This is a genomic window from Delftia sp. WSY_10 (assembly GCF_043104705.1).
GTDB lineage: Bacteria > Pseudomonadota > Gammaproteobacteria > Burkholderiales > Burkholderiaceae_C > Comamonas > Comamonas tsuruhatensis.
Map to the genome: position 1 here is coordinate 34,196 of NZ_JBICKY010000035.1, position 21,755 is coordinate 55,950.

Sequence of the window (21,755 nt, forward strand, 5' to 3'; positions counted from 1 at the left end):
TTCCGGTCCTCCGCTCTCAGTTCTGTGCCTTGTCGGCCGGGGCTGCATCGGCAGCCTTTGCCTTGAGTGCGGCCAGCACGCGTGCCGGGGTGAACGGCACTTCGCGCAGGCGCACGCCGGTGGCGTCGAACACGGCGTTGGAGACAGCGGCGGCGCTGGGCACGGAGGCCGATTCGCCCGCGCCCATGGGGTCTTCGCCGGGGCGCTCGACCAGTTGCACGTCGATCTCGGGCAGCTCGTCAAAGCGCAGGATGGGGTAGCCGCCCCAGTCCAGCGAGGTCACGCCCTTGCTGTCGAAGGTCACGTACTCCTTGAGCACGCGGCTGGTGGACTGGATGATGTTGCCGTGCACCTGGTGGCGCACGCCGGCCGGGTTGACCATCTCGCCGCAGTCATGGGCCACGAAGACCTTGTCCACCTTGATCACGCCGGTCTCGCGGTCCACGGTCACGTCGCAGATCCAGGTGGCCCAGGCCGCGCCGTAGCCGGGGAACTTGCTGTGGTAGTAGCGGGCGTAGGCAAAGCCGCGGCCCTTGACCAGGCGCTGGTCGGCCGGCGCGGGGTTGCGGTGGGCCGGGCCGTCCTGCCAGCCGGCCTGCTTGCGGGCGGCGTGCGTCAGCGCCACGGCGCGCGGGTCCTTCAGGTAGCGCAGGCGGTAGGCCAGCGGGTCTTCGCCGGCCAGGTAGGCGCATTCGTCGATCCAGCACTCATGGGCAAAGACGTTGGGCAGGGCCGAGACGCCGCGCATCCACGACGCGCGCACGATGGGCGCCGCATCCTGCGAGACCACGCGCATCTTGGGGTACTCGTACTGCGGGATGGCCGTACGGTCGCCCATCTGCAGCACCTTGGGCTTGTTGGGCACCTTGCCCGTCAGGATCAGGGCCAGGGCCGCCGCGTCGTTGGACGGGTAGCAGGTCTTGAGCTCATAGCCCAGCACGGCATGGTTCTCGTCCAGGCCGCCGCGCACGCGGATCAATTGGCCCGTGCCCTTGGGCTCCCAGGCGGCTTCCTGCTCGCGCATCAGCTGCACGCGCACCGGGCGGCCCACGGCCTGCGACAGCAGCACGGCGTCGGATGCCACGTCGTCCGCGCAATTGCGGCCGTAGCAGCCCGAGGCTTCCAGGCGCGTCACATTGATCTGGTCGGCCGCCATGCCGGTCAGCGTGGCGATGTCCTTGCGCACGTCGTGCGGGTTCTGCGATCCGGTCCAGACCTGGATCTGGCTGGCGGACACCTCGGCCACGGCGCAGGACGGGCCGATGGAGGCATGCAGGTGGTAAGGCCAGACGTAGTCGGCCTCGATCACCTTCTTGGCGCCCGAGAAGGCCTCGTCAATGCCCGCGTCCTCGCGCAGCATGCGGTCGGTCTTCTCGTGCTTGACCAGGGTGTCGTGCATGGCGTTCAGCGACAGGTCGGGCACGCCGGCCCAGTCCTTCCACTTCACCTCCAGCTGGCGCATGGCGGCAATGGCCTGCTCTTCGCGCTCGGCCACGATGCCCACGAAATCGCCCTGCACCACCACCTTGACGATGCCCGGCAGATGAGCGACGGACTGTTCGTTCACCGAAATCAGGCTGCTGCCCAGCGGCGCCGACGCATCGGCACCGCCATAGGGCGGGCGCACCACGCGGCCGTGCAGCATGCCCGGCACGCGCACATCGTGCACATAGGCCAGCGCGCCCAGCACCTTGGCCGGAATGTCCACGCGCTGCACGGACTTGCCGATGTAGTTGAAGCCGCCGGTGCGCAGCGGCACTTCCTTGTCCAGCGCAATGTTCAGGTCCTGGCCCTGGGCCAGTTCGCCGTAGCCGATGCGCCGGCCGCCCTTGGCCACCACCGCGCCCTTGGACGTGGTGAGTGCAGACACGGGCTGCTGCAGCTTCTCGGCAGCCAGGCCCAGCAGCAGCTGGCGCACCTGCGCGGCGGCCTTGCGCATGGGGATGGCATCCACCTGGATGGTGTTGCTGGCAATGGTCGGGCCCTGGTTGGGCGTGCGGCCCGTGTGGCCCAGCACCATGGTGATGCGCTCGAACTCCACATCGAGCTCATCGGCCACCAGCTGCGCCAGCGAGGTACGGATGCCCGTGCCCAGGTCTACGTGGCCGTGGTAGGCCGTGACGCTGCCGTCCGCGCCAATGGCGATGAAGCTGCTCACCCGGTCGATGGGGGGAATGGGGAAGGCGCCGGCCACGGCGGGCGCCGTACCCGTGCTTTCAGCCACCAGGCCAGCGGCCGCCACCGAGCTGACCATGACCATGCCGCCCAGCTTGAGCAGGTTGCGGCGCGTCAGTTGAAGGGGGTTGGATGCACTCATGCTGCACCTCCCTGGGCGATCAGCACGCGGGCGCGTGCAGCCGCACGCATGATTTCCACATGCGTGCCGCAGCGGCACAGGTGGCCGGACAGGGCCTGGGTGACTTCCTCGTCGGTGGCCGTGGGCTTGTGGTCGAACAAGGCCACCAGGGCCATGACCATGCCGTTGGTGCAGTAGCCGCACTGGGCGGCCTGCTCGTCGATGAACGCCTGCTGCACGGGGTGCAGTGTGTGGACGGTCTTGCCATGCGTGTCAGCCGACGGCTTGCCGGCAGGCATTCCCGGCACGGCGGCCGGATGGGCAGCTTCCCAGTCACGCGCCACGCGGGCGTGCTCGGCCTGGGTCGCATCCTGGGACAGGCCTTCCAGCGTCGTGACCTTCATGCCCTGGACCACGCTCACGGGAACGGAGCAGGAGCGGGCCACCTTGCCGTCGATCAGCACGGCGCATGCGCCGCATTCGCCCAGGCCGCAGCCGAACTTGGGACCGTTGAGCTGCATGTCGTTGCGCAGCACATAAAGCAGCGGCGTCTCCGGGCTGACGCCCTGGATCTCGACCTCTTGTTGGTTGAGAGTGAATTTCATCGTATGCAAACCTTGTGGTTGACAACAGGTGCAAACCATAGGTGCGCACTGAAAAATCAGGCGTCAGGCACGCCGCAGCAGGGCCCGAAAAAGAAAGCCCACCGCCGGCGGGGTGGGCTATTTCACGTGGTTTTTAGAGGCAAGTCGGATGGCTGGCTGCCTGTTGTATGCAAACGATTCTATGCCTCGCACTTGCTCGCCGCTGCCAGCGTGCCGCCATCCCGGCACCCGCACAGACTGCAGATTTCCGTGGCTTTTTATGCACAAGACCAAACTCATCCATCGGAAATATCCACTAAAGCACAGCGCAGCAGGCTGATCAGTGAGCCTGCACCAAGAGCGAAAAGGAGTGCACCACCGCAGTGCACAGGAGGGCAGGACACGCTGCAGCAATTCCCGTCCGGATCTTTCAGCCATGCACGGCCGGGCATAGAGATCGCAGCCCGTCCAGGCGTTCAACGCGTCGGCTCGAAAATCACACCAACCCAGCAAAACACTCGGCTTTTACCTGCATCAAATTCCAGTGAGAACGCTTGAAATTCACGAATGCATCATGCGCAGCGCCTGCAAAACACCTGCTCGTCTGCAGGATCGGCACCACGCAAGGCTGCTGGCTGCCACCCCAAGCATCAGCGGGTGCCCGGTGTGATCTGGATCGTGCCAAGGCCCGAATCCATGGCCACACGCCGCCGGGGAGTCAGCCAATGCACCCACAGCCCCCAAAGCCACCCCAGCGCAAACACGCAGGCCAAGGCCAACATGCCCCAGCGCCCGGCAGACAGCGCGCTGTAAATCCAATACGGCATGCCCCCCAGGCCGAAGAGGCAGGCCCATCGCCGAAGCGCGGCGGAACGGGATTGGGACAGCCAGACGGCAAGGGCTGCGGGGAGTGCGAAGGCGATCTGATCGATGCTCATGACTGCATCATACTGTACAAATAAACAGCATTGCACAGAAAAATCCAGACGCTTGCACAAGGCACGTCGACGGGACGGCCACACCCTCTGATTTGTTCGCATCTCATCTGGCAAGCAGCGTACAGACTGGACTTGAAGGATTCCGAATCCGCACCGGAGTTTGGGTAAATCGCGGCCCTTGCATCGCTCAATACCAGCACCGCCGGCCAAGAACCCGGAGTCACGGCTTATCCAGTTCCGCCCAGCCCGAAAGCGAGGGTGCACAGGATTTTGAAAACCCGCAGAACATACAGCGCCATACTGCGCAACGGCTCTTTACCCAAGGTTTACCTGGCAGTTTGAACGCATTCGGGACGGGCAATGGTGGTCATAGGGGGAAATAATCGAAAGCATGCAAACCGGTTCTTAAAAAACAGTTAATATTCGCGCTTCAATCCATGAAAGGCAAACTACCGTGAGCAACACATACAAAGAACTTCTGGCGCAGCGCGAAGCACTTGAGGCCCAGATCCAGACAGCACGCAAGCAAGAAGTCAGTGATGTGATCGCCAAGATTCGCGGTCTGGTTCAGGATTACGGCCTGACAGCCGACGACATTTTCACGGCACGCCGCGCCTCCTCCACCGTGGCCCCCAAGTTCCGCAATCCAGAGACAGGTGACACCTGGACCGGACGCGGCAAGCCGCCCGCCTGGATCAAGGACAAGGATCGCGCCCAGTTCGCCATCTGAAGCCCTGGATAAACGCCTCCATGAAAACAGCCTGCAGTCACTTGCAGGCTTTTTTCATTCTGGCCCCACCTGGAACGTGCACCTGAATTGGCGTGCCTGCACTTCTGCAGGGCGGCATTGCCCAGGCCTGGCCCCGTGCAATCGCGGCAAGCACGCGCACATGCCCTTAGACATGCACTGTGGATGGATGCCGTGGTTCAATCAGTCGGCCTGATCTGCATCTTGAAATTTCTCGCTGTAGAGACCGGCCCCCGACGTTCGGCCTTCCATGACAAAACAGATCTCCGCCCTGGACAGTGCCCCCACCGCACGCCGTCCTGACAAGCTACCGACCGCCTTTGGAACGACACCTGTCGCAGATGCACTCTTGCGGCCCCATCTGCCATTTTCAGGACAGCAGATTCTGTTCATCTCGTCATGCGACGATCAGCACGCCCATCTGCTCCCTTTGCTCAAGGAGTGGGGTTTGGTGACCACGGCATGCCGCCATCCCACCGCGATTCGCCAGGATCGGCTACAGAAGTTCCACGTTGTCGTGCTGTGCGGGCCGAAGACTTTATGGAATGCCAAGGACGAAAACCGCCTGGTGGCAGGAGCGGCACGCATCATCGAATGTGAAGCCAGCCATCCCATGCAGCCCAGAGTGATCAATGCCCGCATCATCGCGGTATCCTGGCATTCACCGCAGGGGATTTTTGATGCGCTGACGATGGCGATCCATTCAACGCATGCCAACCCCGACAGCCTCCTGCCGACTGACGAAGTCGTCCATTTCGAGAAAATTGCGCCACCCATCAGAAATGCCTTCCTGGAATCTGCGCGCTCTTCTCTGGCAACCATCAAATCCAGCCCAAACTGCAAAGATGTGCAAAGAGAGCTTCACAACCTGTCTGGCTCACTGAGATTCTTTGATCTGGTCGAGTTGTCAATACGGTGTGCCGACCTGGAAAGCCGCATGGGCCATGATGGGCTGGCATATCACAGACATTCGCTCTCGCTGCTGGAGCTCCAGCTTGAAGCAGTCATCCAGGACATACAGGCACTGAAGGTGGAATGAACATGCATCATTGAGATCTCGATGATGTCACCCACCCACATTCCAAGGCATATTTCATAAGGTCTATGTCTCGCTCTATGCCGAGCTTTTGCATGGCCTTGACTTTTTGCGTGCTGATGGTCTTCTTGCTCCTGTTGAGCTTGGCTGCAATTTCATCAATGCGCAGGCCAGCAGCGTACAACCGGACTACCTCGGACTCCTTGGGGCTCAGCTCAGCAGGTACTCTTCTCTCCCCCTGCACTCCGCCCAACCCGCCTGCACCACCTCTTTCCAGCCGCTCGGCGATGGCTGGCGAAAAATAAACTCCGCCAGTGAATGCCGCGTGGATCGCGGGAACAAGATGCAGCACCGGATCGGCCTTGCTGACAATACTGATGTTCGAGACACGACCCAGAGCCTGCAGTATTGCCGAGTTATCCAGCATGGTCAGGACCACCAGACCCAATTTTGGGAATCTTCTCGATATATATCCGAATAGATGCAGTCCATCTCCATATTGCCCGGTCGGCATGGAGTAATCGGATACAAGCACATCAAAACCTCCCTCTTCCAGTTTTTTAATCAGATCGGTTGAATTTGAAACACTCCCATTCAATGCAATTTCTGACTCACCAGACAATTCATGCCTGACACCTGATATTATCCCAGGATGATCGTCCGCCAACAATACGGATATTTTCAGGTATTTTTTATAGTCCATGGCGCGTAAATATTAATAACCTGACACCAGCCGGCTTTCAACCTTTCTCACAAATCTTTCAGAACGTCCATGAAATTCACGAGCTCCCCATCGACCGCTCGAAAATCTCGCGCATTGACAAGAGAAGAAATCCTATCAAGCGCCTGGACTATGTCATTGAACCCTGCCACTGCAAATGCCCCCTTCATGGCATGAATTTCCCTATGCACAGCCACGAGATCTCTTTTTTCCAAGGATTTCTTCAAGGAGATCAAGGATGCTTGTGTTGTTGAGACAAGAATGTCACGGTAGCCAGAAATCTTGCTTGTTCTTGCCGGCAATGCATCCACTTGGCAAACCCCGGACTTGCCGATATTTCTATCAATGAATTCCTTGATGCTTTTCAGGGAGGCTGGTTTGACGATGATGTCAGATATGCCGAATTTGGCACATTTATCCCTTTCATGCTTGCCTGCGTTTGCCGTTATTGCCCCCACTCTAATCCCGGGGTAATTCTTACGGATGTGCTGTGCAAGCACATAACCGTTCATGCCGGGCATCTGCAGGTCGGTTAGAACCAGGTCATAGGCCAGCTGTGCCAGCATGCTCAAGGCAGATTCCCCTCCTTCTGCAGAATCGGCCTCATACCCAATGATCCTCAGCTGATCCAGCAACAGCATTCTGTTAACAGGGTGGTCATCCACCACCAGAATCCTTGCCGAGAAATCCTCTCGCTCGTCCTCCGAAAGCAGGACATCGCCATCCTCCCAAGCGACAGCGGATGATGCGGGCTGCGCATGGTATGCGGGCAGCACCAGCTCGAAAATGCTGCCTTTTCCAAGGACACTTGAAAACCGGATCTCCCCTCCCATGAGGTGGGCCATCCGCTGGCACAGCGTCAGCCCAAGTCCGGTTCCTCCAAACTTCGTGGCGATTTCCGAGCCGGCCTGCTTGAACGCATCGAAGATGAACGCATGCTGCGAATGATGAATACCTATTCCAGTATCGGATACCTTGATGTTCAGCTCGCCGGATCTGTCGGATGCATATACCTCTATTTTTCCACTCTTGGTGAACTTCAAGGCATTGCTGAGAAGATTGTTGAGTATTTGCTTGATGCGCTCAGCATCGCCAAGATATCCAGACTTCAGCGAATCATCGATGGTCAGGGAAAATTCAATTTTTGCCTCTGTCACCAAGGGTTTATAGATGGACGCCACCTGCCTGATCACGGACTTGAGATCGAATCCGGCCATCTCGACACTCATCTGACCAGACTCGACCTTCGAGAAATCGAGGACATCATTCAACAGAGACAAAAGAGAATGTGAGGAATTCGAAATGATGTCCAGCCGTGTTTTCTGCTCCATGGACAGAATGCTTCTTCCCAGTATTTCCAGATTCCCCAGTATCGCATTGAGTGGAGTGCGTATCTCGTGGCTCATTACGGCGAGAAAAGATGATTTTTCATGGTTTGCCTCTTCCGCAGCCTTCTTTGCATCCTCCAGGCTTCTTTGGACCTGCTTGTGAGCCGTGATATCGGCAAACCCGCACAACAGCACGTTCCGACCTTGGTATTTTGCCTTCACCATGATCATGGACAGCTCTGCAATGGTTCCATCGTTGGAAATCACCACCTCGCTGGACACGGGCACATAGTCACTTTTCCCGCCACCAAGATATTTCTCCACATAAACTCTGTGGAAATAACCGATCAATAGCTCGCCAGGGACCGGGCCACGCAGTACTGCACTCTCCTTGTATTTGAACATCATGCTGTTCTCCAACAGCATCTTTTTCTCCTTGAAATCAAGAAGACCCAATCCGTAAGGAGCCATGGCAATGATGGTTCGACTCAGCTGCTCGGTATCGAAAACATTCTTTGCCTTTTCATAGATTGGAATAAATACCTTTTCGTAGAAATATATCAAAAAGCACCAGAACAAGACAATGAATATCAACGAAAGAATCAAATATACGAACGATTTTCCCTTTAGAAAAACCGCATCCTTCCACGAAAACACGTGGAGCAGAACCATATTTGTATTCGATATCCTCGAGTAGTAATGAAAAAAACCATCCTTGTATACAGCACCATACTTGAACAGAAGATAGCGACTCACCAGGTTGCCTTGGAATTTCGATGATTCAATATTAAAGAAATCCGCTTTGCTGTAGCCCTCTGGTTCAACACCCAGGGCAACGCTTCCCTGGGAGTCCATGATCAGAAAGGAACTTCTATCCTCACCTTGCTGCATCAGATTCTCAATATGCTGGGTAGGCATGTCACTCACCACGGTGAGAAATGGCTTACCCCTATGGAATGCAGAAACAACAACCTGGAACGACATTTCACCCGTCAGAATACTTTTGGTCGGGGGAAGCCAAATGGGGTGGCGCACTTGTCCGGAATGAAGTGGAACGCCTTTGTCTTTCGGCAGCCCGGCAATCTGTTGCTGAAGCTCCAAGAGCATCCGTTCCCGCTCAGGCTCATCTGGAATCTGAGGCAGGAGAGCACCGATGAACCCGCCATCCGGACTGAAGGCATATACAGATATGGCTCTTCCATCCTGAAGAAAACTCGAGTTTGCCAGGTATGCAAGCTCCTCCAGCATATCCCTGTATCGCCTGCATGCAGGCTTGTCGCCCTTATCCTCGAGCAAAACCACCGGACTCACACCCGTGATCATAGCGCCCGGCCTGCCAACTCCCGCCGGTTGCGATATATGCGCTTGCCCCCAAAGCAATTCTGATGCGATTATTCCACGCATCATGATGACCTGCTTTGTTTCTATCTCCACCAGAATTCTAGTTCTCTTGTTCTGAAAAATTGACCTTCTTTCCTCCATGAAATCATTGAACTCGAACGATGCCGCAAATAACGCGACAATGATCACAAGGAAAGAAAAGATCAGCCCCCCACCAAAAAGCAGTCTCTTGTTATATCTAGCCAGAAGCAGAAGATCTTCCTTTTCTGCAATTTCTTTTTTATGGATTTCCATCTGGACATCGATATACAGCCATTGCTCAGGCCAATGATCGCCTCATGTAGTCGATAAAATCTTTGCAGGAAAGTGCTCTGGAATACAAGAATCCCTGGGCGACATCGGCATCCATCCTCCTGATCATTCCCAGATCATCAACGTCCTCCACTCCCTCAACAACCACCTGTGCCCGAACATCTTTCGCAAGCGACACCGCTTTGCTTAGCACTCTCTTTGCATGGGCCTGGTTTCTTGCAGCATGCAGCAAAGCCTTGTCAATCTTGATCTGGTTGAAAGGAACGCTAAGCAGGCGCCCTAGGGTCGAGCCGCCCACGCCAAAGTCATCCATTGCGCACTGAAAGCCGCTCATTCGTAAATTCGCAATGACACCGCCCAGGGACTTGTCGAGATCATCCGCCCCATCTTCCGTCACCTCAAAACCGATATTTTCAGGGGAGACCCCTGCATCCCTGATCACGCGCAATGCCGAATCCATCCACTCCCAGGATGCCGCCAGGGAGGCGGATACATTGATGCTGCAGATGAACTGCCCTGAAGGTGCTGCCGATTTGATGAAAGAGATGGACTGCAGGAGCATTTGGAGAGTGAGCTCATGCATCAATCCATGGTCTCCGATGGCCTTCATGAACGCAGCAGGTGGCAACAGTTCCGTGGCCGAAATAGGCCACCGGGCCAAGGCTTCCGCCCCGATGATCCTGCCCGAGCCTGCATGATGCAAGGGTTGAAAATGGGCAACGATTTCGCCGCTGTGCAAAGCGTTCGTCAACCTTGCTCTCGGAATCGGCAAGATCGTCCTGGGCTGGCCCTCCGTCTTGCTCCGCCCCAGGATACGCAGCAGGAAATCCCCGTTGACCGGCACCTCTCTTGCCATTCTGGAGCGAGATATTGCACAGACGATGTTGAGTGCCAGGCTCCGGGCATAGTCAGCGACCGCATGGAATATTCTTGGTTCGCAGCTGCTGACAAGGATGATGGGGACATCCACTTCACACACTGCCAGATCATTGAGGAACCTCATCAGCTTTTCGCCGATGAAATCCATATCCACAAAGGCCGCATCCGCATTGGATTTCTTCAGTTCCGCCAGAAGCTCACCCGTATTGCTGATCCATTGAATGCCGTGAAAAATTCCTTGCTGTTTGCAACATTGCTGTATCCAATATGGGGCCATCGGATCGTTTGTGGCAACGATCATTCTTTTGCCATGACCGGGACTATTTTCTGGCATCAATCCATCCCATCTCTATTCCATAGCGAATGAGGTCAATGTCCTTGCGGATGCCCAGTTTATTCATGACCGCCACCTTGTGCGTACTGACCGTCTTGATGCTGCGATAGAGTTTTTTCGCTATTTCAGACACTGTCATGCCAGAAATGAAAAGCAGCAGAACTTCCTCTTCACGCTTTGACAGTTCTATCGATGTTCGTACCGCCCCGAGCCATTCGCCGCCAAGCAGTTTGCTTGCGCTCGGCGAAATGAATTGACCATCTGTGTATGCCGCATAGATCGCCGGCACCAGGCTCCCCAAAGAATCTGTTTTATGGACTATCCTGTAGATCCCCTGATTGGCAAGCGACTTGATGATCCCAATATTCTCAATCATTGTCAGCATCACGATCTTGACGCCGGGAAATCGTCGCCGGATGACATTCAGCATGACCAGGCCGTCGCCATAGGTTCCGCCGGGCATTGAATAATCAGTCACCAGCACATCGCATTCGTTCTGCCTGAGAAAATTGATGATTTCCGTGGAGTTTTTCGCTCGACCCACAATCTCTATCTCATTTTTTTCCTCCAAAACACTTTCTATGCCTGCCAGAACCGCCGGATGGTCATCGGCAATCAGTATCCGCAAGACGAAATTTTTCATGACTCAAAAAATTAGCAAGAAGAACATTCCTATTCTAGGCAGTGGCGCACTAGGATTTAATTGGATTAATCTGATTTTTCCACTTCAAAATCTAAGATTTGTCTGATTTTTTGGCCAAATTGCTGCGAATTCGGGCGTCAGTCCTAGGCAGCACTCCTAGAATTCAACAGATAGTTGAATCGGTGGTTGAATGCGTTGCAGGCCAAGCATCCGGACCACGCGGGAGTCTGTGGATGAGATGCACGCGCCCGGGGAGGAGCCCGCGACCGATGCCGCGGTGGGGCTGAAGCGACCTCACCCCATGGCCGAGCGCGTGAAGAGACCGCCAAATCCCGGCACAATCCGTGGATGCGAATCCTTCACACCATGCTGCGCGTTGGCAATTTCCAGCGTTCCATCGATTTCTACACACAGGTTCTTGGCATGCAGCTGCTGCGAACCTCAGAGAACCCCGAGTACAAGTACTCGCTGGCCTTCCTGGGCTTCGAGGGCGGCAACCCTGGCCAGGCCGAGATCGAGCTGACCTACAACTGGGGTACGGAGTCCTACGACATGGGCACGGCCTACGGCCATATCGCCATTGGCGTGCCTGATGCTTATGCCGCCTGCGAGAAGATCAAGGCGTCCGGCGGCAACGTGACGCGCGAGGCCGGCCCCGTCAAGGGCGGCACCACGGTGATTGCCTTTGTGACGGATCCGGACGGCTACAAGATAGAACTCATACAGGAGAACTCACGCGCCCATGCCGGCGTGCAGCCAGCTGGCGGCGAGAAGTTCGATCCCCTGCGCAATTCCTGATCCACGCAGCCCCAAAAACAAAGGCCCGGAGCGTTCATCGCTCCGGGCCTTTGTTTTTGAAGCTGCGGCTGCTGCCAGCCGCACTGCTGATCCGGTTCAATCCACCAGGATCACTTCCACCCGGCGGGCCTGGGCATTGCTGCCATCGGCCTGCAGTTGTTCGGGCTTCTTGAGTTCGACCTTTTCCTCGGCCACGCCCAGTGCCGACAGGGCAGCCTGGACTGCCAGGGCGCGCTTCTTGGCCAGTTCGGCGTTGAGTTCGGCGCTGCCGGTGGCGTCGTGGTATCCAGAGATCACGGCGCGCTTGCCGCCCTGCACACCAGCCACCACATCGGCCAGCGCTTCATTGGCGCCAGCCGCCAGCTCGGCCTTGGCCGATGCGAAGTAGAACTTGACCACGCCGTTTTCGACAACGACACGCGCCACGTCTTCCTCCAGGACCACAGGCGCCATCGCCGGCACAGGTGTGGCGCCGGTTGTCGTCTTTGCAGGACCATGCGCAATGCCGCGCTGGTAGACCACGACACCCACGACCGTGGAGACGACGAGCGCAATCAGCGCAAACAAAAAGCCCAGGGCAAAACGTTGTTGGCTGTCGTCGTCGGATTGACTGAAGGACATGAAGCACTCTCCGTGAATGAACTGTTGAAGGAAACCAGAAAGACTGCGAAAAACCGGCCGATTGTAGAGGGCCGCCGCCAACGGCCCTGCGCACCGCCCAAGCCCCGTGATGCCACCCGGCACGAACTGTGGCGCCGCAGAGACAAAAGACCGGCCGTGCAAGGGCAACGCAGGCGCTTGTGCACCGTTTGGGCCGACAGGCGTTAAAACGTCATTGTTCCTTCACGCCACAGCGCCCATGTCCGCCCTGCCAGAATTCTCATTTGCCCGCCGAGAGTCCCAGCCCATGCTGGACGAGGCGCTGCACCGATGGGGCGGAAGCGATGACCTCTGGATCTTTGGCTACGGCTCGCTGATCTGGCGGCCGGATTTCGATTTCTGCGAACGCCGCACGGCCCGTGTCTTTGGCTGGCACCGGGCATTGAAGATGTGGAGCACCATCAACCGCGGCACGCCCCAGAATCCTGGATTGGTCTTTGGCATGCTGTCCGGCGGCAGTTGCCAGGGCATGGTGTTCCGCATTCCCCGGCACCACGGCCATGACGTCATGAGAAAGCTGTGGCAGCGCGAGATGGCCAATGCCGTCTATGACCCCCGCTGGCTGCCCTGCCGCACCGGCCAGGGCACGGTGCAGGCGCTGGCGTTCACGCTGTCCCGTCAAAGCCCCAATCACACGGGCGAGCTGGCGCCCGAAGACTATCGCCGCATCTTCAGCGAGGCCAAGGGCATCTATGGCAGCACGCATGACTATGCGCGCGCAACCTTCGATGAGCTCAAGCGCCTCGGCATCCGGGACCGTGCCTTGCAGCGCCTGCTCAGCTACGCGGGCCAGCCTGAAGCGGGTGCGCAAGCCTCGCGCTGACGCTTTGATGCGATTGATACGCTGATGCGCGCAGGCGCACAACGCTGCCCTCTCCGACATGTCCACCGTATTGCACGCTGCAAGATGGCGGCTGCGCGCAATGCGCCTCACAACTTTTCCAGCACGGATATCAACCAGGAGATTGCCACCATGCGTTTGAACGCTTCCCCATCCACCCCGTCCACCGCCGTGAAGCTGCTGATGGCAACCGGCATGGTGCTGGCCCTTGGGGCCTGCGGCAGCCAGGCCAAGCCTCCTGCCGCAGCCGCGGCGTCCACCCCGGCAGCCGTCACCGCAGCCCCTGCCGCCCGCAACGTGGCCATGGCCCAGCTGCAGCCCACGCAAGGCAGCAAGGTCAGCGGCAGCCTGCAGTTCACTGCCCAGGCCGATGGCAGCGTGCGCGTTCAGGGCTCGGTTCAGGGGCTGGCGCCCAACAGCGAGCATGGCTTTCATGTCCATGAGAAAGGCGATTGCTCCAGCCCTGATGGCCTGAGCGCGGGCGGCCATTTCAACCCCACCGGCCACGCCCATGGCCGCTTCGATTCCGCTGTCCACCACGCAGGGGATCTGCCCAGCCTGCGGTCCGACGCGCAAGGCATGGCCAGCATAGATTTCGTTTCGCGCGGCCTGGCACTGGATCAGAGTCCCAACAGCGTGGTGGGCCGCGGCCTGATCGTGCACAAGGACCCTGACGACTACACCACGCAGCCCACCGGCAATTCGGGGGCGCGCCTAGCCTGTGCGGTGATCACGCGCGGATGATGTGCTCGGCCGGGTCTGCGTTCAGCGCAGGCAGTCGCGCAGCCACGCCGCGCACTGCTCGGCGCGCGCGCCCGGCCATTGGACGCTGACCGTGGTATCGCCACGGCGCAGCTCGACATGAATGGTGTCGGCAGCGCCCGCGCTGCCCTCACCGCTCAAGCTGCCGATTAGCCGCCCCCACCAGCCACGGCCCCGCAGGTCTTGGGCCGTGGAGGAGAGCTCCGAAGCTGGCGCTGGTGCTGGCGAATTCCGGGCTTGCACCACCGTTTCCCTGGCTGGCTCGGAGGCCGGCGCGGGCGCGACAGGTGCAGGCGCCTGCATGGTCGCCTTGCCCGCAGCGGGCTCCCCTCCCCCGCCTTCGAGCCGCGCGGCCAGATTGTTACCGAACTCCTCCCATATTCGGTCGGCCTTGGTCTTCATCACGCTCAGGCCGAAGGCGCCCAGACGGCCCAGCAGGTCCACGTCGATCTTGATGCGCAGTTCGGTGCCTCCATCCGGCGTGGCGCTCAGGAAGATTTCACTGCACTGCTTGAGCGAGCTGGCCACCGAGGTGTCTTCTCCCGTTCCTTCCACGCGCAGATACTCGGGAGCGCGTTGCTCGACGATGCGTGTGCGCAGCTTGAATCTGGCGCTGATGAAGGAGATCTTCTGGTGCATCACCGCCACGTATTCGGTGGGGCTGACCACTTCGATGGACTGCATGCCCGGCACGGCACCTCCCATGACCTGGGGATCGAGCAACAAGGCCCATACCCGCTCTCGCGAGGCCGAAACAGTCAGGGTTTTCTCAATTTCCATGCATTTTCTCCGCGGCCACAAGGACCGATTCCACGATCTGGGTGTAGCCCGTGCAACGGCACAGGTTGCCGTTGAGGCCATGGCGAACTTCGTCCGCGCCGGGAAGGGGGTTGCGCCCCAGCAGATCGCAGGCGGCCATGATGAAGCCCGGTGTGCAGTAGCCGCACTGCAGGCCGCCGCATTGCATGAAGCTTTGCTGCAGCGGGTGCAGCCGTTGTGACGGGTCTGCGCCCGCACCCCCAGCAATACGGTCGGCCAGGCCTTCGATGGTGGTGAGCGCGCGGCCCTGGACCTGCACGGCCAGCAGCAGGCAGGACTTCACCACTTCGCCATCCAGCAGCACCGAGCAGGCGCCGCACACGCCCGTCTCGCAGCCGCGCTTGGTGCCCGTCAGGTGCAGGTCATCACGCAGAAAATCCGACAGCAGCCGGCGCGCAGGCACGTCCACGCTGCAGGGCTCGCCGTTGACGGTGCATTCGATGCGATGTCGGCTCATGCCAGCTCTCCTTGTTCCAGTGCCAGGTCCAGGCCAAACAGTTCGGCCACGGTGCGCCGCACGTTGACGCGCACCATTTCTCGGCGGAAATCCGCCGAGCCGCGCAGGTCCGAAACCGGTGTGATGTCGGCCGCGACGATGTCACCCGCCTCGGCCGCCAAGGCCCAGGTGAGGGCACGGCCTTCAAGAAAGCCCTCGGCGCGCCGCTGGCGCACGGGTATGGGCGTAGAGGCGCCCACGACGAGACGCGCGTCGCGGCAGATGCCCCCGGCGGTGTGCGCCACCAGGGCCACGCTGGCCAGCGGCCGGTGTTCGGCCGCTGTGCGCAGAAAGCGCGTGTACACACCGCTGCGCCGGTCGTCTCCTTGCCCCATGGGCGGCACGCGGATCTCGCTGACGATCTCGTCGCCTTCCAGCGCCGTGGCGTAGTAGTCGACCAGGAAGTCCTCGATGTCCAACAGGCGCTCGCCTCTTGCGCTGGCCAGCACGATCTGGGCGCCCAATGCCATCAGGCAGCCGGGCGGGTCGGTGGAGGGGTCGGCATAGCAGAGATTGCCACCCACCGTGCCCTGATTGCGCACCTGCGGGTTGGCCATGCGCTGCGCCATGCCGGCCAGGACAGGATAGTGATGCGACACCAGCGGCGAGGCCGCCAGTTCGGCATGGCGCACCAGGGCGCCGATACGCAGGCCACGCACCGGGTCGAAGTCCAGGCCGCGCAACGCATCGATGCCAGCCAGCGAGACCAGGTGCGTGGGCGCGAGCATGCGCTGGCGCATGCCCAGCATCAAGGCCGTGCCGCCGGCGATCACGCGGCAGTCCTCGCCCAGTTCGGCCAGCAACCGGCTGGCCTCCGCCACCGAGGTGGGCTCCAGGAAGTCGAAGTCATGCATGACGGCCCTCCTCGGCGCGTGCGCGCAGCGCCGCCAGGATTTTTTCGGGCGTGATCGGCAGATCGCATATGCGCACGCCGATGGCGTCGTACACGGCGTTGGCGATGGCAGGCGCTCCCGGCAGGATGGCGGTTTCGCTGGCCCCTTTGGCGCCATAGGGGCCGTTGGGGTCGTTGGACTCGACAAAGCCGCCGCGCAGCAAGGGCACGGCGTCGGCCGTTGGCATGGTGTAGTCGGCGAAGTTGCCGTTGGCCAGGCGCCCGCCTTCCAGGTGCAGTTGCTCGTAAAGGGCCCAGCCCATGGCCTGGACGGTGGCCCCGTTGGTCTGCCCATGGATGGCGACGGGGTTCAGCGCCTTGCCGCAGTCGTCGGCCACATAGCTGTCAAGCACCAGGACCTGGCCGGTTTCCGTATCGACCTCGACCTCCACTGCCTGGGCCGCGAAGGAATAGGCCGGCGCGATGTTGCCGTGCAGCTGGGCGTCGTGCATCTGCGTCTGGGCATCCCAGGTGTGGCTGACCTGTATGCCCTCGCCGCCATGGCGCCAGATGTGCTGGCGAGCGAGCTCGGCCATGCCTGCCGCACGGTCGGTGCCGCGCACGCGCACCTGACCATCGGCCAGCTCCAGGTCGTCGACCTGCGCCTCCAGCACGACGGCGGCCAGGGCCAGCAGCTTGCTGCGGGCCGCCTGCGCGGCACCTATGGCGGCATTGCCTGCAGCCATGGTCACGCGCGAGGCCAGCGAGCCTATGGCGAAGGGCGTGCTGTCCGTGTCGGGTGCGGCCACGCGGACCTGCGACAACGGCAGCGTGAGTTCATGGGCGACGATCTGGCTGAGCATGGTGGCCGCGCCCTGGCCCATGTCGCACTCGCCACTGAGCACAAGCACCTGGCCATCCTCATGGATGCGCACCACCACGGTGGAGCCGTCCCAGTTGCCCATGGTGCGGTTGCCGCTGACATGCATGGCCGCAGCCATGCCCACGCCCCTGCGGCGGGCGCCAAGGGCCTGGCGGGGGCGGGCGCGCTTGCCGCGCCAGTCGATGGCATCGGTGGCCTGGTCTATGCACTCCTTGAGGCCGGCGCTGCCGATCTTCCAGCCATGCACTGTCACGTCGCCGGCTTGCACTGCATTGAGCTTGTGGACTTCGGCCGGATCCAGCCCCAGCTGCTCGGCCATGATGTGGATGTGGCTGTTGAGCGCGAACAGCATCTGCGTACCGCCAAAGCCGCGGAACGCGCCGTGCGGCGGGTTGTTGGTATAGACCAGGGTGGCGTGCGATCGGACGTTGCCCTGCCTGTGCATGTTGTCGCTGCGCATGGCACTGACGTGCATGACCTCGGCCGACAGACCCGCATAGGCACCGCACTCGGCAACGATGTGCACCTGCTTGGCGAGGATGCGGCCATCACGCGCCATGCCCAGCTTGAGCGTGATGCGCTCGGGGACGCTGGAGCAGCAGGCCAGGAAGTCCTCCAGCCGGTTGTTGACCAGGCGCACGGGCCGCCCGGTGCGCAGGGCCAGCAGGCCCGCCACGAGCTGGTTGTCGTCCTCGACGATCTTGCCGCCAAAGCCGCCGCCCGTGGTGGCCTGCACCACGCGGATGGCGGACACCGGCAGCTCCAGCGCCGCCGCCAGCCGGGCACGCGCCAGGAAAACCGACTGCGTGGAGGTCTGTACCAACAGGCGGCCATCGGCGTCGATGGAGGCCAGGGTGGCCATGGGTTCCAGGTAGCCCGGGTACTGCGCATGCGTGGTGTACGTGGCTTCGTGAACCAGATCAGCTGCGGCGAATCCGGCATCGGCATCGCCGCGCTCGAAGCGGATCTCGTGGGCGATGTTGCCCCGGCCCGGATGAACGCCGGGCGCTTCTTCATCCAGGGCTTCCTCGGGCGACAGGATGGCGGGCAGTTCTTCGTACTCGACCTCGATCAGGTCCAGCGCATCGCGGGCGATCTCTTCTGTGGCGGCAGCCACGGCTGCCACCTCTTCCCCCGCAAAGCGCACCAGGCCGTCGGCCAGGATGCGCCGCTCCTTGTGGCTCACGCCCCAGGGCGTGCGCGGTGCATCTGCCCCGGTCAGCACGGCTTTCACACCGGGCAGCGCACGCGCTGCAGCAATGTCGATGCGCACGATGCGCGCATGCGGATAGGGGCTGCGCAACAGCTTGGCATGCAGCATGCCCGGCAGCTTGAGGTCGCCCGCGTACTGGGCACGACCTAGTACCTTGGACAGCGCCGTGACCTGGGCCGTCTCGCGGCCCAGCGTGGAATTCGAGGTATTCATGTCATTCAGCGGTGATGCCGAGTTCGCGGATCACCTTGCCCAGGCGCTCGTAGTCGGCAGCGTTGACATCGGCCAGCACCTGCGGCGACCCGCCCACGGGCACGGCACCGAAGGTGGCCATCTTTGCCGCCACCTCCGGCATCCTGAGGATCTCGTTGAGATGGGTGTTCAAGGTCTGCACCACGGGGGTCGGCGTGCCCTTGGGCGCGAAGAAGCCATTCCAGGCACCTGCGGCTATGTCCCTGTAGCCCAGTTCCGCCAGCGAAGGCACATCGGGCAGCAGGGGCGAACGCTTCGGGTCGGTCACGGCCAGCGCGCGCAGCTTGCCCGCCTGGATGTACTGGGCCACCGGCCCCAGCGTGACGTAGGCCAGCCCCACATGACCCGCTGCCACATCGTTGACGGCCGGTGCCACGCCGCGATAGGGCACATGCTGAATGCTCACTCCGGCAGCGCGGTTCAGCCACTCGGCACCTATGTGCATGGGCGAGCCTGCGCCGGGACTGGCGTAGCTGAGCGTCTTGCCGGACTTGGCCGCAGCCACCATGTCGGCCACGCTTTTGAATCCCGTGGAGGGATGGGCCACGAGCAGCACGGCCTGGCTGGCGGTCTGCACCACGGGGGTGAAACCTTTCAAGGGGTCATAGGTCGCGGCAGTAGGGAGCCTCATCACCATGGGGGCGATGGTGAAGGGGTTGGGCGTGAACAGCAGCGTGTAGCCATCGGGCACGGCCCGCGCAACCAGGTTGTTGCCCACGGTGCCGCCCGCCCCGGGCCGGTTGTCCACCACCACGGGCTGGCGCAGACGCACCGTGAGCTTTTCGGCGAACAGGCGCGCCATGGCGTCCGTGTCACCACCTGCGGGATAGGCGACCACCACGGTGATCGGCCTGGCGGGGTAGTCCTGTGCAAATGCCGGACCACAGACAGCGGTGGCAAAAGCCAATGCTGCAATGGTCAGGCCTTGCCGACGATGGAGGGTCATCACTGGCTCCTTTGAAAGCGCGGACATGCATCGGTCAGATACGGGCATGGCAGCTGGGGCTGGCTATGGGATGAATTCATACGATTCACTCATGAAACATTGATCCTCAAAAGAATCAATGACGATTTTCTCCAGTAAGTTGATGAATCAACTTACCGAAAACACCGATTGACCTCTATTGATTTCTATACAGAAATTCCACAAGACAAACATCAGGCAGCCTGTGAAACAATTGATGGGAACATGCCCATCCCACCTTCTCCTCTCCCTGTGCCCAGCACGCCCGCAGGCAATCCCTGGTCCCACCTTGACGAGGCAGGCAGCAGCCTGACCGTCGATGCCTTTCTGACCACACTGATGAGCCAGGTGGGCAATGCGCTGCGGCGCACCATCACCGTGCCCTATGCCGATACGGCGGGCTTGACGGTTTCGGAGTGGCGGCTGTTGGCCCTTGTCGCGCATGCAGGCGAGTTGCCGTTCAGCGCGCTGGTGGTGCAATCCACTTCGGACAAGGCCCTGGTGAGCCGGGCGCTGCGGCTGCTCGAGGAACGCGGCCTGGTGGCCCTGCTGGCGCAAGGCTCCACTCCACGCAAGAAGATCCTGTGCTCCATCACGCCTGCGGGCCGGCAGTTGCATGACGAGGTGATGCCCGTGGCCCGGCAACACCAGGCCGCTGCTCTGCTGGCGCTGACGCAGGAGGAACGGGAGGTGATGTATCGGGCCTTGCTCAAACTGCGCGGTTATTGCCAAGACAGCCAAGCCGACCCAGCGACCGAAGGCGGCCCCGCTACGGCAGACGGCGAAGCCTGAATTCAGCCCACTTCAGGCCGGTTCTGCAGCAACACCTCAGCGCGCGCCAGATCGTCCAGCGTATCGATGTCGGTGAGCACACCAGCATCGTCCACATCGACCTGAACCACATGTCCGGCTTCGCGCAGCGCCTTCAGCACAGGCGCCCCGCCCTTCTCTCCGCTCAACGCCATGAGCGCCGCGCCGCATGCGGCGCCGAAACCCACGGGATGTCCACGCTCGCCTTGATGGACAGGCTGGGCGGCTCGGGCCCCCGCATGCAATGCATCGGCCACTTTCAGCAAGGTCTGTGGACTCACCAGCGGCAGGTCGGCCGGCAAGACCAGCCAGCCTGGCGCATCGGCTGTGGCACGCACGGCCGCAGACAGCGAATCGCCCATTCCGGGGTGGCCCGCATCTTCCAGATGCCAGGGCAGGCCGCTGGCGCGGACGGCGGCCAGTGTGTGTTCCAGCACGGTGCTGCCGCCCAGCGGCGCGGCGAGCTTGTGCATGGTGCCGCCCGACGCGCGGAAACGCTCGCCACGGCCCGAGGCGAGGATGATCACGCAGGGGCGGCCTTTGAAGTCTCTGAGCATGCGCAACTCTAGCGCAGCAAATGGGAGGTCGGGCGCAGGCACAATGCAGGCCATGAGCAGCATTTCCACCTCGATCGCCGATCTGCGCAAAAGCTACGAGCGCGCGGAACTGAGCGAATCGGCCTCCCTGGCCGATCCGCTGCAGCAGTTTGACCAATGGCTGCAGGAAGCCCTGAGCGCCCAGGTGCCCGAGCCCAATGCCATGACGCTGGCCACCGTGGGCGGCGACCTGCGGCCCAGCACGCGCATCGTGCTCATCAAGGGCTATGACGAGCGCGGCCTGGTCTGGTACACCAACTACGACAGCCGCAAGGGCCAGCAACTGGCGGGCAATCCGTTTGCAGCGCTGCAGTTCCACTGGGTGGAGCTTGAGCGCGTGGTGCGCATCGAGGGCCGCGTGGAAAAGGTCAGCGATGCCGAGAGCGACGCCTACTTCAACAGCCGCCCGCTGGACTCGCGCATCGGTGCCTGGGCCAGTCCGCAAAGCCAGGTCATCAGCGGCCGCAGCGTGCTGGTGGCCAATGCGGCCAAGTACGGCGCGCAGTTCCTGCTGAACCCGCCACGCCCGCCGCATTGGGGCGGATTCAGGCTGGTGCCCGAGCGTTGGGAATTCTGGCAAGGCCGCAAGAGCCGGCTGCACGACCGCCTTTGCTACCAGCTTGAAGCTGGAACTTGGCTGCGCCAGCGCCTGGCGCCCTGATCCCCCGG

Annotated in this window: 21 protein-coding genes; 7 read left to right on the plus strand and 14 right to left on the minus strand. The window is 61.0% G+C overall.

The features are described from left to right. Nucleotides 1–16: 16 nt before the first annotated feature. The 3 genes from ACF8ML_RS15865 to ACF8ML_RS15875 all read right to left on the minus strand — a co-directional run bounded on the left by ACF8ML_RS15865 (nt 17) and on the right by ACF8ML_RS15875 (nt 3,818). A complete protein-coding gene (locus tag ACF8ML_RS15865) occupies nt 17–2,317 on the minus strand; it encodes a molybdopterin cofactor-binding domain-containing protein (protein WP_203400941.1) in 2,301 nt (766 codons plus the stop codon). Next, nucleotides 2,314–2,901 carry a (2Fe-2S)-binding protein gene (locus ACF8ML_RS15870; protein ID WP_016447058.1) on the minus strand — a complete coding sequence of 196 codons (588 nt, stop codon included), beginning with the start codon at nt 2,899–2,901 and terminating at the stop codon, nt 2,314–2,316. The genes ACF8ML_RS15865 and ACF8ML_RS15870 overlap by 4 nt, the downstream gene beginning before the upstream one ends. A 629-nt stretch (nt 2,902–3,530) precedes the next feature. Next, a complete protein-coding gene (locus ACF8ML_RS15875) occupies nt 3,531–3,818 on the minus strand; it encodes a hypothetical protein (protein WP_016447059.1) in 288 nt (95 codons plus the stop codon). Between the two features lie 454 nt (nt 3,819–4,272). Here ACF8ML_RS15875 and ACF8ML_RS15880 point away from each other — a divergent pair, with 454 nt between their 5' ends. After that, nucleotides 4,273–4,548: an H-NS family nucleoid-associated regulatory protein gene (locus ACF8ML_RS15880; protein WP_016447060.1), complete on the plus strand. Its 276-nt coding sequence runs from the start codon at nt 4,273–4,275 to the stop codon at nt 4,546–4,548. A gap of 268 nt (nt 4,549–4,816) precedes the next feature. Further along, nucleotides 4,817–5,605 carry an Hpt domain-containing protein gene (locus ACF8ML_RS15885; RefSeq protein WP_392407383.1) on the plus strand — a complete coding sequence of 263 codons (789 nt, stop codon included), beginning with the start codon at nt 4,817–4,819 and terminating at the stop codon, nt 5,603–5,605. Between the two features lie 7 nt (nt 5,606–5,612). On the opposite strand, the gene ACF8ML_RS15890 is transcribed toward ACF8ML_RS15885, so the two are convergent. Genes ACF8ML_RS15890 through ACF8ML_RS15905 form a run of 4 tightly spaced genes read right to left on the minus strand, consistent with a single transcriptional unit; the run spans nt 5,613 to nt 11,160 of the window. After that, nucleotides 5,613–6,305, minus strand: a complete 693-nt coding sequence (locus ACF8ML_RS15890) for a response regulator (protein WP_016447062.1) — start codon at nt 6,303–6,305, stop codon at nt 5,613–5,615. Between the two features lie 47 nt (nt 6,306–6,352). After that, complete coding sequence (locus ACF8ML_RS15895; RefSeq protein ID WP_392407384.1) at nt 6,353–9,286, minus strand: ATP-binding protein; 2,934 nt, start codon at nt 9,284–9,286, stop codon at nt 6,353–6,355. A gap of 25 nt (nt 9,287–9,311) precedes the next feature. Then, on the minus strand, nt 9,312–10,484 hold the full coding sequence (locus tag ACF8ML_RS15900; RefSeq protein ID WP_392407385.1) for an EAL domain-containing protein: 1,173 nt from the start codon (nt 10,482–10,484) through the stop codon (nt 9,312–9,314). Nucleotides 10,485–10,503: 19 nt separating this feature from the next. Then, nucleotides 10,504–11,160, minus strand: a complete 657-nt coding sequence (locus ACF8ML_RS15905) for a response regulator transcription factor (RefSeq protein WP_016447065.1) — start codon at nt 11,158–11,160, stop codon at nt 10,504–10,506. 348 nt (nt 11,161–11,508) lie between these two features. Here ACF8ML_RS15905 and gloA point away from each other — a divergent pair, with 348 nt between their 5' ends. Beyond that, nucleotides 11,509–11,958 (plus strand): lactoylglutathione lyase, encoded by a 450-nt coding sequence (gloA, locus tag ACF8ML_RS15910; protein ID WP_026062330.1) that lies wholly within the window; start codon nt 11,509–11,511, stop codon nt 11,956–11,958. 96 nt (nt 11,959–12,054) lie between these two features. On the opposite strand, the gene ACF8ML_RS15915 is transcribed toward gloA, so the two are convergent. Continuing rightward, a complete protein-coding gene (locus ACF8ML_RS15915) occupies nt 12,055–12,579 on the minus strand; it encodes an OmpA family protein (protein WP_016447067.1) in 525 nt (174 codons plus the stop codon). A gap of 238 nt (nt 12,580–12,817) precedes the next feature. Here ACF8ML_RS15915 and ACF8ML_RS15920 point away from each other — a divergent pair, with 238 nt between their 5' ends. Together ACF8ML_RS15920 and ACF8ML_RS15925 are read left to right on the plus strand one after the other, a co-directional pair. Beyond that, nucleotides 12,818–13,441, plus strand: a complete 624-nt coding sequence (locus tag ACF8ML_RS15920; RefSeq protein ID WP_034348165.1) for a gamma-glutamylcyclotransferase — start codon at nt 12,818–12,820, stop codon at nt 13,439–13,441. Nucleotides 13,442–13,591: 150 nt separating this feature from the next. Then, nucleotides 13,592–14,203 (plus strand): superoxide dismutase family protein, encoded by a 612-nt coding sequence (locus ACF8ML_RS15925; RefSeq protein WP_046985507.1) that lies wholly within the window; start codon nt 13,592–13,594, stop codon nt 14,201–14,203. A 21-nt stretch (nt 14,204–14,224) separates the two neighbouring features. On the opposite strand, the gene ACF8ML_RS15930 is transcribed toward ACF8ML_RS15925, so the two are convergent. Genes ACF8ML_RS15930 through ACF8ML_RS15950 form a run of 5 tightly spaced genes read right to left on the minus strand, consistent with a single transcriptional unit; the run spans nt 14,225 to nt 19,662 of the window. Beyond that, nucleotides 14,225–15,001 (minus strand): CoxG family protein, encoded by a 777-nt coding sequence (locus tag ACF8ML_RS15930; protein WP_392407386.1) that lies wholly within the window; start codon nt 14,999–15,001, stop codon nt 14,225–14,227. Then, entirely contained in the window at nt 14,991–15,497 is a 507-nt protein-coding gene (locus ACF8ML_RS15935; protein ID WP_016447071.1) for a (2Fe-2S)-binding protein, read from the minus strand. The genes ACF8ML_RS15930 and ACF8ML_RS15935 overlap by 11 nt, the downstream gene beginning before the upstream one ends. Next, nucleotides 15,494–16,390 (minus strand): xanthine dehydrogenase family protein subunit M, encoded by an 897-nt coding sequence (locus ACF8ML_RS15940; protein ID WP_016447072.1) that lies wholly within the window; start codon nt 16,388–16,390, stop codon nt 15,494–15,496. The genes ACF8ML_RS15935 and ACF8ML_RS15940 overlap by 4 nt, the downstream gene beginning before the upstream one ends. Further along, nucleotides 16,383–18,677, minus strand: a complete 2,295-nt coding sequence (locus ACF8ML_RS15945; RefSeq protein WP_016451724.1) for a xanthine dehydrogenase family protein molybdopterin-binding subunit — start codon at nt 18,675–18,677, stop codon at nt 16,383–16,385. Before ACF8ML_RS15945 ends, ACF8ML_RS15940 begins: the two co-directional genes overlap by 8 nt. Nucleotide 18,678: 1 nt before the next feature. Further along, on the minus strand, nt 18,679–19,662 hold the full coding sequence (locus ACF8ML_RS15950; RefSeq protein WP_392407389.1) for a Bug family tripartite tricarboxylate transporter substrate binding protein: 984 nt from the start codon (nt 19,660–19,662) through the stop codon (nt 18,679–18,681). A gap of 243 nt (nt 19,663–19,905) precedes the next feature. Here ACF8ML_RS15950 and ACF8ML_RS15955 point away from each other — a divergent pair, with 243 nt between their 5' ends. Beyond that, the gene (locus ACF8ML_RS15955) at nt 19,906–20,472 is read left to right on the plus strand and encodes a MarR family winged helix-turn-helix transcriptional regulator (RefSeq protein WP_392407562.1); all 567 of its coding nucleotides are present in this window, start codon (nt 19,906–19,908) and stop codon (nt 20,470–20,472) included. Nucleotides 20,473–20,474: 2 nt separating this feature from the next. Here the strand turns inward: ACF8ML_RS15955 and ACF8ML_RS15960 are convergent, their stop codons facing one another. Next, nucleotides 20,475–21,047, minus strand: a complete 573-nt coding sequence (locus ACF8ML_RS15960; RefSeq protein ID WP_063325992.1) for an NTP transferase domain-containing protein — start codon at nt 21,045–21,047, stop codon at nt 20,475–20,477. Nucleotides 21,048–21,099: 52 nt separating this feature from the next. Here ACF8ML_RS15960 and pdxH point away from each other — a divergent pair, with 52 nt between their 5' ends. Further along, nucleotides 21,100–21,747 (plus strand): pyridoxamine 5'-phosphate oxidase, encoded by a 648-nt coding sequence (gene pdxH / locus ACF8ML_RS15965; RefSeq protein ID WP_012205769.1) that lies wholly within the window; start codon nt 21,100–21,102, stop codon nt 21,745–21,747. Nucleotides 21,748–21,755: the final 8 nt, after the last annotated feature.

Bases quoted from the DNA above. Each gene is read 5' to 3' on its own strand.
- ACF8ML_RS15865 (WP_203400941.1), bottom strand. From the start codon at position 2,317: ATGAGTGCATCCAACCCCCTTCAACTGACGCGCCGCAACCTGCTCAAG.
- ACF8ML_RS15870 (WP_016447058.1), bottom strand. From the start codon at position 2,901: ATGAAATTCACTCTCAACCAACAAGAGGTCGAGATCCAGGGCGTCAGC.
- ACF8ML_RS15875 (WP_016447059.1), bottom strand. From the start codon at position 3,818: ATGAGCATCGATCAGATCGCCTTCGCACTCCCCGCAGCCCTTGCCGTC.
- ACF8ML_RS15885 (WP_392407383.1), top strand. From the start codon at position 4,817: ATGACAAAACAGATCTCCGCCCTGGACAGTGCCCCCACCGCACGCCGT.
- ACF8ML_RS15890 (WP_016447062.1), bottom strand. From the start codon at position 6,305: ATGGACTATAAAAAATACCTGAAAATATCCGTATTGTTGGCGGACGAT.
- ACF8ML_RS15895 (WP_392407384.1), bottom strand. From the start codon at position 9,286: ATGGAAATCCATAAAAAAGAAATTGCAGAAAAGGAAGATCTTCTGCTT.
- ACF8ML_RS15900 (WP_392407385.1), bottom strand. From the start codon at position 10,484: ATGATCGTTGCCACAAACGATCCGATGGCCCCATATTGGATACAGCAA.
- ACF8ML_RS15905 (WP_016447065.1), bottom strand. From the start codon at position 11,160: ATGAAAAATTTCGTCTTGCGGATACTGATTGCCGATGACCATCCGGCG.
- gloA (WP_026062330.1), top strand. From the start codon at position 11,509: ATGCGAATCCTTCACACCATGCTGCGCGTTGGCAATTTCCAGCGTTCC.
- ACF8ML_RS15915 (WP_016447067.1), bottom strand. From the start codon at position 12,579: ATGTCCTTCAGTCAATCCGACGACGACAGCCAACAACGTTTTGCCCTG.
- ACF8ML_RS15920 (WP_034348165.1), top strand. From the start codon at position 12,818: ATGTCCGCCCTGCCAGAATTCTCATTTGCCCGCCGAGAGTCCCAGCCC.
- ACF8ML_RS15925 (WP_046985507.1), top strand. From the start codon at position 13,592: ATGCGTTTGAACGCTTCCCCATCCACCCCGTCCACCGCCGTGAAGCTG.
- ACF8ML_RS15930 (WP_392407386.1), bottom strand. From the start codon at position 15,001: ATGGAAATTGAGAAAACCCTGACTGTTTCGGCCTCGCGAGAGCGGGTA.
- ACF8ML_RS15935 (WP_016447071.1), bottom strand. From the start codon at position 15,497: ATGAGCCGACATCGCATCGAATGCACCGTCAACGGCGAGCCCTGCAGC.
- ACF8ML_RS15940 (WP_016447072.1), bottom strand. From the start codon at position 16,390: ATGCATGACTTCGACTTCCTGGAGCCCACCTCGGTGGCGGAGGCCAGC.
- ACF8ML_RS15945 (WP_016451724.1), bottom strand. From the start codon at position 18,677: ATGAATACCTCGAATTCCACGCTGGGCCGCGAGACGGCCCAGGTCACG.
- ACF8ML_RS15950 (WP_392407389.1), bottom strand. From the start codon at position 19,662: ATGACCCTCCATCGTCGGCAAGGCCTGACCATTGCAGCATTGGCTTTT.
- ACF8ML_RS15955 (WP_392407562.1), top strand. From the start codon at position 19,906: ATGCCCATCCCACCTTCTCCTCTCCCTGTGCCCAGCACGCCCGCAGGC.
- ACF8ML_RS15960 (WP_063325992.1), bottom strand. From the start codon at position 21,047: ATGCTCAGAGACTTCAAAGGCCGCCCCTGCGTGATCATCCTCGCCTCG.
- pdxH (WP_012205769.1), top strand. From the start codon at position 21,100: ATGAGCAGCATTTCCACCTCGATCGCCGATCTGCGCAAAAGCTACGAG.